The organism is Neochlamydia sp. TUME1 (genome assembly GCF_000813645.1).
In the GTDB taxonomy this organism is placed as follows: domain Bacteria; phylum Chlamydiota; class Chlamydiia; order Chlamydiales; family Parachlamydiaceae; genus Neochlamydia.
This window is the reverse complement of the sequence record NZ_JRXI01000029.1, coordinates 1-6954: the sequence shown is the minus strand read 5'-3', so window position 1 is coordinate 6954 and position 6954 is coordinate 1. Positions and strand designations below refer to the sequence as shown.

The following is a 6954-nucleotide window of genomic DNA, read 5'->3' as shown; positions in this document are numbered from 1 at the left end:
TATATTTTAATGACTAGAAATTTAAAATTTAAACCACTATATTTAGTAGATAGGAGGAATAATTAGAAAGAGTAAAATCCTTGCTATTCTTGGATGTCCCTTCCAGTGGAGAATAAGAATCCGCTAAATTAAAAAGCCTTTGAAAAATGCAAGACACTTTTTCTTCAACAGAAAGATTGGATTCAATCCGATAAATTTGATCCAAGCTATGAACCTGTTCTGCCACATCTCCATCCCTATCAGGAAAATGAACATGAGCTATCGCGCGGTAAAGAGAGGGAATAGAAAGAGGAGAAAGAGCGTGAATTTTGTCTCCAAGCTCAACCATTTTCTTTAAAGTCGGATTTTCTTGAATTTGAAGTTCTCTCAGAAGGTTGATTAAGCGCTCAATATAAACCTCTCTAGAAGATTCTAACGGACGGAGCTCCGCTGTTGCGGCAATTTGCCTCACCGTGTGGTTAGGTGCATGCCTTTCAATAAGCTTTCCATCTACAGGACAAAGTTTATCGCCTGCTAAACGTTGGATCACCGTATCTTCATTAAAGGTGTGACCACAAGGAAACAAAGCAACAGCATGAGTCATCAATTTTCCTGATATCGCATCTTTTACATTATCCGAGCCTATTACGCAGAGGTTTACGTTGGGGCTAGAAGTAGAAGTTGGCGGCATCATATAAATTCCTTAAAGTTTTATAGCAAGTTATCCTATCATTATTATTAGAGGGCTGGTTTTTCAAAGATTTATCTTAACTCTCTGCCAGGAACTTACTCTTTTTCCTCTTTATTTAACAATTTTTATTTTGAAAGCTGAAAGAAGACTTTTGTATTTTATAAAAACTTTAGCAGATTTCCTTATCTTCCTAGCAGTATTTGCCTTAATCTTTGTAATTGACTTCTTAGGATTCATTGCTATAAAGCTTTTATCTCATCGCCTATAAATATAAAACGCAAAAACTATTCTTTCTATTCCTCTAAGAAAAGGGACTTATTATCTTTTCCGCCTCGTCTTTTCTTACCAAGCAAAAAAGATGGATAAAATTTTTTAAGGGCCCAGCGCTTTAAATAGATTAGAATAGCAGATTTGCCCAGCCTCTGTTTGCCTTAAAAAGCACGCATAGGATCAGAAAGTTCTGGTTAAATGAGAAAAAGTTAGTTTTTGCTAGATTAAAGGCTACAAAAATAACCCCCTTCTGCTTATTAAAAAGCATTTTGCTATGGCAAATTTCTCTTAAGCGTTACCGTCGCCCCTTAATCAATACCTAAAAATTTATCTAACAACCTGGAAGCTAAAATTGCGGTTAATATCTCCGCACACTTCCTCTCACGCTGTTAAGTTCACAGTCTAATTATTAGAAAATCTTTCTTTATATAAAATTAACATTCTTATATTAACATTTATCTTTTATTAATATTTGCTATACAAAAGTAGAAAATGGATTACCTTCAAACTTTAAATAAAATAGAGAAACAATTTAATATTTTAGGGAGCCTTCCTGTCATAGGTATATATAGTGGAATTGTACGTTTTATAGCAGGTAACGTGCAGGCAACGGCAGGAGCTATTCTTGCAGGAGCAGGTTATATAGGAATGGTTTTTGATGAAAAGAATAAAAGAAAGTGGAAGCATATGACCAACTGCGGGATCCACCAGTTCTTCCATGGTATCTTAAATATCATTCGCGGGTATGGCGAGACGGTGCTAGCGGGGACAGCTTATGGTAGCTTCGCACTTCTTATCTATCAATTGACCTCCTGTGAGCAATTTAATCCCCGCTTTAAATATGAACGCTACCCTAATTATTTTAAATGCCCCCTCTCCATGTTTAATTGAAAGTATTAGAAGAAACTTAAAGCTGGGATCCTGATTCACTTTCACCTACAGAGGTAAAAGAGAAGAAGCAGTTATCTAAAAAAATTAAGAATTGTAATAGTAATTTAAATTTTATTATATTTATTATACACAACTTTTTAAAAAGCTAAAAAAAACAAAGAAATTTATAATAACGATTGGAATTTAATCAAATTCTTTTTACCCTTAGAAAGATAAAAGCTATAAAGCGAAGGAAAAACAGCATGGAATTACAAGCGCTGGCAAGAAACTATTTTAAAAGCTTTCATGAAATCTTGAATTATCAAAAAAATTGTGCGCAACTAAATGCTTTAGCTCTGCTAAAAATATTTTCCTATTTTATTCTAGTCATCCCTATAAGTTTTGCAGCTGTCTATGCTGTTGCCTCTCTTTATGGACGTATCAGTAAAAATCCAAGCTTATCCAAGCAAGATCAGCAGCCCAGCAATCGGACAGCAAAAACTTTTTTTTCAGTACATTTTCCTAAACCTATCCCGCCATTTTCCCCATCGAAAAATTGTCGTGTAAATATTCAACCCTTTATCAATGAAGCTAAAATTTTTGCCCAGCAGCGTCATAATGCCTATGGAGATCCGGACAAATTATTGAAGTACATCCATAACAAATTAGAAACAAAAGAATTTCAAACTAATCCTAGATTGTTTATGAATAAGTGGAAAAAAGAAAGGGGCCTTACTGATGAATTACGCGTGCCAGAGGATCAAGCAATGGCTTTTTTTGAAAGAAAAGTTATGCCTCACATACGCTAAAACTCTATGAACCTATCTTGCTAATTGATTTATCCCAAATGCTATTAAGCTAAAAGTAGAAAGTGTTTACCCATATTTTACTTTTCTTTCTTATCTAGCTAATGCCTTTTAAAGAAACTCTGCCCGTATAAACAAAAAAGGAAATCAATCTTTTTTCATGCTGATCCTTTCCATACAAACAAACTTTTTATTAAGTATATGATTACACAAAGAGCTGCTCAAAAAGCTTATAAGATGCGCCAGAATTTCCTTTGCAGCCAAGATATGGCTCGTTCAACTGGCCATCTTATTTGCCTAAATTGGAGCTAACCTGCTTTAGCCATTCTCTCAAGCTTTCCTCGTATGTAGATTTAAGGAAAATTTTTTCGTATTAGCAACCTATTTAAAAGTCTTGCCAACACAGTAATATAGCTTACAGGCTAAGAAGTTTTAACTTAGCTTTTCACAATACGGATCCTTCCTTTAATAAGCAACGCAGCTTAACCGGATCAGAAATTGGAGGAAAACAGCGTTGTTGATAGCAGACAAAGCCAGCCCCTGGGTCGCCTTCCTTACCTTTGTTTATAGGCAACTCTTGAGAGCTTTTATCAACCAAAGCCACAACTTTGTGGGGAAGGTATTCACTATAAATTACAGCAAGTAAGTCTCGAATTTTTCTATCTTGTACATCTCCTAGCAAGACAATTTGCTGCATTGAAGAAAGATAGCAATCAGCCGCACATAGCATGGTTCCATACCATCTAGGAGCTTGCTGCATTGCCGTCGCATGCAAAGAAAGAATTTGCTCAGCCATCTGATTATATTCCACACGTTCATAATAGCTACCTAATCGAAGAAGCGCTAGGGCTGCATGAGCATTGCCAGCAGGAGTAGCATCATCATTAAAGACTTTTTTACGAACCAAAAGCGAGCCATGTTCTAGGGAGGATGCAAAAAAAGCTTTATCTTTAGGGTCCCAGAAAAGCACTTTCATTTTTTCCATCATGTTTTGAGCCCTTTCCAGCCAATTTATATTGAAATCACATTCATAAAGATCTAAAAGGGCTAAAATATAGTTAGCATAATCTTCCAAAAAGCCTGGCGTAGATCCTAAAGTTCTTCGCCATAAATGATACAATCGACCTTCCTGAATCATATTATTTTCAATAAATTGTGCTGCTTGTTGAGCGGCCTCCAAGTATAAGGATTCTCCTGTGATTTGGTAGGCTTTAGCTAGGCTAGAAATCAACAAAGCATTCCAGTCAACCAGAATCTTATCATCTAAGCCAGGCCTGATACGTTTATTGCGCTTTTCCAAAAGTATTTGATGATCTAAAGCCAATTTTTCTTGTTCTTGCAATGAAAGAGCTCCTAAAGGCGTAAGAAGATGTAAAACATTTCTTCCTTCAAAATTTCCTTCCTTTGTTATCCCGTACACATGGCAAAAGAGTTGAGGATCTTGTAAGCTCTCCTCTATTTCAGCAAGTGACCAGAGATAAAATTTTCCTTCCTCCCCTTCTGAATCTGCATCCTCAGCGGAATAAAAGCCCCCTAAAGGATCGCGCATATCCCTTAATAAATATTGCAAAGTATGCAAAGCAACATCAAGAAAGCTTTTTTGCCTAGTAAGCTGATAGGCTTCCAAATATAAGCGGCTTAAAAGAGCGTTATCATAAAGCATCTTCTCAAAGTGAGGAATTAACCACTTCTCATCGACAGAATAGCGATGAAAGCCCCCTCCTAGCTGATCGTAAATGCCCCCTCGTGCCATTTGCTCAAGAGTATGGGTTATCATTTTTAAATTTTCTGGCTGCTCGTGGTGATGATATTGATGCAGGAGGGCAAAAAGCACTCCAGTCTGAGGAAACTTAGGAGCTTTTCCAAAACCACCCCATTCAGAATCGTAATCCTTTTGGCAGTCTTCTACAAGCGGTTCGAGAAGTTTCTCTGAAAGAGAACCATGAAATTGTTGATGTTGGCTCTCTTCTTCCCATAAATATTGAAAAACTTTTTCCGAGGAAGCAGCAAGTTTAGTGCGATTGTGTTTCCATTGCTGGATGATTTCCTGTAGCAAGGAGCGAAAGCCTGGCATCCCATAGCGGGAAGTAGGAGGAAAGTAGGTGCCTGCTAAAAAGGGTTTTAAATCAGGCGTCATGAAAATAGACATAGGCCACCCCCCATGTCCTGTCATTGCTTGCACACAAGACATATAAAGACGATCTAGATCCGGCCGCTCTTCTCGATCTACTTTAATGTTGATAAAATGCTTATTTAATAGTTCTGCAATCTCTTTATCTTCAAATGATTCTTTTTCCATTACATGGCACCAATGGCAGGCCGAATAGCCAATGGATAAGAAGATCGGTTTGCCTTCATGGTAGGCTTTTTCTAAAGCCTCTTTGCCCCAGGGATACCAATCGACAGGGTTGTATTGATGCTGAAGAAGATAGGGGCTTAAAGAAGAAGCGAGATGATTGAGCGTTTTGGACATTTTCACCTCCTAGTAGATAGTTGAAACTCCTTATGAATAACTTTAAATCTACGTACAAAAAAGAGAACCTTAAAATTTGGAAGAAAGTCTGTAGGCAAAGCTATTTCTCCAGGCTTAAATGCTCGATAAGCCATTGACTAAAAGCTTTTGCTTCTTGATTTTTCCCCATCCATCTTGCACGATTAAACATGGTGAGTGCCATGATTAAGGTATGATGCTGTCCAGCGCGATCCCCACTTTTTTTGAACTTATTATAATTGCGAGTAAGCACTCTAAGGCTTTTTTGAACAGATAGGGAATCTTTAAAGCCTAGCCGATTGGCAAAGTTCTTTGAATAAGCATTCATGAAGAACTGGCTAGAAGTATATAAGTCAAAATATCCTTTAATTAACCCTTCTTTTTGTAACAAAGAACCTATATAGGTCGGCCTAGCTCCTGTTAAACGGGCAATCTCATCAACCTCAGTAACCCCCTTTAGAAATAGAGCAATAATTTGCTCTTTCTTTGATTGAGGAGTGGAGGGGGAATCGGGAGAAATTTGCATTTTTACCTCTCATATTGCTTTAAACAACCAAAAAGTAGCTAATAGCTTAGCTAAAAGGTTAAAAGATGTGAGCTTATATAATCTAGTTATTTATAAGCTTGAGAATCTCTCTATCTACCTGTAACAAAAGAAAACACCTTTAGAGGCTTCTTTGAAAAAGCTCCTATAAGCTAAATAAATAAAATATCTAAGAGAAGAGCCCTGCTGTCTCTTAGCAAGAGAAAATAAAAGATTATTAGGATGTGGCCGCACAGTTTATCTTGCATCCACCCAAATTTAAGGCTTTAATAGAAATCTTAAGCTTTTTAGTTTATCCATTTCTTAAAGGATCCTAAGGGTTAACAAAAAATTCCTATAAGAGGATTGCTTGCTAAGGAAACGGTATATATGTCACACTTTAAGCTTTCCTAAGATTTTGAAATATCTATCCTTGCTTTTTTAGATAAACTAGTTGACGCTTTTATCACAAATCTGTTTGTGGACAGGAAAAGCAAAGAAAAGCAAAAGGAGTAAAAAGATCTTTTTAATGGCATTTATACCTCAAGTGCAGAAACATCAGATACTTTTGGCATTTTGGGAAAGCCTAAAGAACATTACAAAGCTCACATTTATTTCTCGAACATACTCGAACGATGAAAAAGGATGGAATGGGCAAGGACGAGGAGAAGTGAAAGTAACAAAGAAAAGTCATACCCTACTAATCTTTGATGAAAAGGGAACGTGGCATAATCAGCAAGGAATGCAGTTTAATTTTTACAATGTATTTCAATGGGGATTAGACCTTAAAGCTTGCAAAATCTCTTTAGAACATTTGCGACAAGGAGCAAACCGGCCAATCTTCCTCCTTCATTTAGTTCCTTCTAATCCACACCTTTTATCTTCTTTAAATTCCTACTTTTGTAAACAAGATATTTATTCTGGTAAGGTCTATTTTGAACCCTTTAGCTTCCAGTTAACCTGGAGAATAAAGGGACCGTACAAAAACGAGCAAATCGATTATTCCTATTTCTAATCGCTTATTTAAATAAGAAACAAGTAATAAGCTTTTTTCTAACATGCGTTTTTCTTAGATTAAAAACCCTCAAAGAAAAAGGGCCTTTGTTAGGACAGAGAGAAAAATGACTTATCTTTCCTAGCAGCTGTAATCATCTAGATAAAAAAGATTTTTTGCCTTTTCTTTTCTTTATGATCCACATTCCGCAAGTTAATTTCCATGAGTATATAGTTTCTGAAAAGGAGGCCCTAAAACCTGTAAAATATGTCTCATATTAGGATTTAAATTAAGGATTAACTTTTTTATGCCTTCAGGAGTACGTTTGAT

The 6954-nt window shown here is 36.4% G+C and carries 6 protein-coding genes; 3 read left to right on the top strand and 3 right to left on the bottom strand.

What is annotated here, in order from left to right; genetic code table 11:
* Positions 1-28 precede the first annotated feature (28 nt).
* Positions 29-673, bottom strand: a complete 645-nt coding sequence (locus tag DB41_RS01285; RefSeq protein WP_039383492.1) for a hypothetical protein — start codon at positions 671-673, stop codon at positions 29-31.
* Positions 674-1432: 759 nt separating this feature from the next.
* On the opposite strand from DB41_RS01285, the gene DB41_RS01280 reads away from it, so the two are divergent.
* Both DB41_RS01280 and DB41_RS01275 read left to right on the top strand, forming a co-directional pair.
* Positions 1433-1831, top strand: a complete 399-nt coding sequence (locus tag DB41_RS01280) for a hypothetical protein (protein WP_039383490.1) — start codon at positions 1433-1435, stop codon at positions 1829-1831.
* A gap of 242 nt (positions 1832-2073) precedes the next feature.
* Positions 2074-2619: a hypothetical protein gene (locus tag DB41_RS01275; RefSeq protein ID WP_039383489.1), complete on the top strand. Its 546-nt coding sequence runs from the start codon at positions 2074-2076 to the stop codon at positions 2617-2619.
* Positions 2620-3061: 442 nt separating this feature from the next.
* Here the strand turns inward: DB41_RS01275 and DB41_RS01270 are convergent, their stop codons facing one another.
* A complete protein-coding gene (locus DB41_RS01270) occupies positions 3062-5089 on the bottom strand; it encodes a thioredoxin domain-containing protein (RefSeq protein WP_039383487.1) in 2028 nt (675 codons plus the stop codon).
* 100 nt (positions 5090-5189) lie between these two features.
* Positions 5190-5633: a hypothetical protein gene (locus DB41_RS01265; protein ID WP_052243773.1), complete on the bottom strand. Its 444-nt coding sequence runs from the start codon at positions 5631-5633 to the stop codon at positions 5190-5192.
* 526 nt (positions 5634-6159) lie between these two features.
* Here DB41_RS01265 and DB41_RS01260 point away from each other — a divergent pair.
* A complete protein-coding gene (locus DB41_RS01260; protein WP_039383486.1) occupies positions 6160-6645 on the top strand; it encodes a DUF6314 family protein in 486 nt (161 codons plus the stop codon).
* The last annotated feature ends 309 nt before the right edge of the window (positions 6646-6954 follow it).